This is a genomic window from Curtobacterium sp. B8 (assembly GCF_000333315.1).
Classification (GTDB): domain Bacteria; phylum Actinomycetota; class Actinomycetes; order Actinomycetales; family Microbacteriaceae; genus Curtobacterium; species Curtobacterium luteum.
The window spans coordinates 1-1,716 of the sequence record NZ_BACW01000539.1; the positions used below are offsets into that span (position 1 = coordinate 1).

2 protein-coding genes are annotated in these 1,716 nt (G+C 68.9%); both read left to right on the forward strand.

The window, feature by feature from the left end; all coding sequences use genetic code 11:
• The coding region (locus tag I59_RS22940) for a hypothetical protein (RefSeq protein WP_022904445.1) at window positions 1-455 on the forward strand (455 nt) is incomplete at its 5' end.
• 89 nt (window positions 456-544) lie between these two features.
• The coding region (locus I59_RS14260) for an MMPL family transporter (RefSeq protein WP_022904446.1) at window positions 545-1,716 on the forward strand (1,172 nt) is incomplete at its 3' end.

A 1,716-nucleotide genomic window follows, 5' to 3' on the forward strand; every position in this document is an offset into this window, starting at 1 on the left:
AGGAGGAGCTCTCGGTCATCATCGACCGGTTCCTCTCGGACATCGCGAACACCCCCGTCGGTGACGGCAGCCGGGCGTCGATGTTCGAGGAGATCGGGTCCGCCGCCCGCGGAGCCGACCTCGCCCCGGCGATCGCCGGCATGTACCGGACGCTCGGCGAACCCGGCAAGTCCGACCCGAAGGCGGCCGTGCTCACCCAGACGGCCTTCGCGCGGGTGACCGAGCGCCTCCGCGACGAGGTCCGCCGTCGGTACCCGGCCGCGGACGCCCTCGACGCGGCGCTGCTCGTCGAGTCGCTCATGAGCGGCATCGTCGTGATCGCCGACCACTGGCTGCAGGAGCACGCCGGCGAGATCGACGGCTCACCGCTCGACCAGGACGCACTCGATGCCTGGGACGCCCTGCTGAGCAGGCTGATCCACAGCGTCCGCAGCGGCTACATGCCGACCGACTGAGGCTCGTCCTCCTCCTGACCACCCGCGGGGTCCACCGGCGCACCCCGACCGCACAACCGCAGCACCACGAAAGGAACGGGGCTCTCCGCATGGCCGGTCTCCTCTACCGACTCGGGCGGTTCTCCGCCCGCAGGCACTGGCTCGTGATCATCGCGTGGGTCGTGATCATGGGCATCGCCGGGCTCACCTACAGCCTGTTCGCCGGCTCGATCTCGTCGTCGATCTCGATCCCGAACACCAAGACCAGCCAGGTGCAGGACGAGCTCGCGGACAAGTTCCCGTCGGCGAACGGCGGCACCGGCACCCTGGTGTTCGCCACGACGGACGGCAAGGCGTTCACGAGCGCGCAGAAGTCGGAGGTCAAGGACTTCCTCGACGGGCTCACGGACGAGAGCGGCGTCAAGAGCGTCTCCGACGGCTTCACCCTGCAGCAGCGCCTCGACGACCAGCGGCAGAAGATCGTCGACGGCCGGAAGCAGATCAGCGACGGGCGCGAGCAGATCGCCGACGGCCGGAAGCAGATCGCGGACGGGCAGGACCAGCTCGACGCGCAGAAGGCGCAGCTCGAGTCCGGCCAGGCGAAGATCGACCAGGCGCAGCAGCAGCTCGACGCGCAGAAGGCGCAGGCCCAGGCAGCGGGAGCCGCTGCGTCCGCGGCCGCGCAGGCGCAGTTGCAGCAGGCGCAGGCGCAGATCGACGCCCAGCAGCAGCAGCTCAGCGCCGGCGAGCAGCAGATCACCGCGGCGCAGAAGACCATCGACGCCAACACGGAGAAGCTCGACGCGAACGAGCAGAAGCTCGACGACAGCGAGCAGGAGCTCGAGCAGGGCTCGAAGCTGCTCGACCTGTCGAAGGACATCCGGTTCGTGTCGTCGAACGACGCCGCTGCGATCGGCACCGTGCAGTTCACGAAGTCGACCTACGAGGTCCCGCAGACCACGAAGCAGGCCATCTCGGACAAGGCCGACGCGGCGAAGATCAGCGGCGTGGACGTCTACGTCTCCAACGACATCGCGCAGGGCGTGCCGTCGATCCTCGGTCCCGGGGAGATCATCGGCGTCATCATCGCCGCGATCGTGCTGTTCCTGATGCTCCGGACGGTCATCGGTGCGGCGATCCCGCTGGTGTCCGCGGTGCTCGGCGTCGGCGTCGCGACCCTCGCCTCGCTGTCGTTCTCGAGCCTCGTGGAGTTCATCTCCGTCACGCCCGTGCTCGGGGTGATGCTGGGGCTGGCGGTCGGCATCGACTACTCGTTGTCATC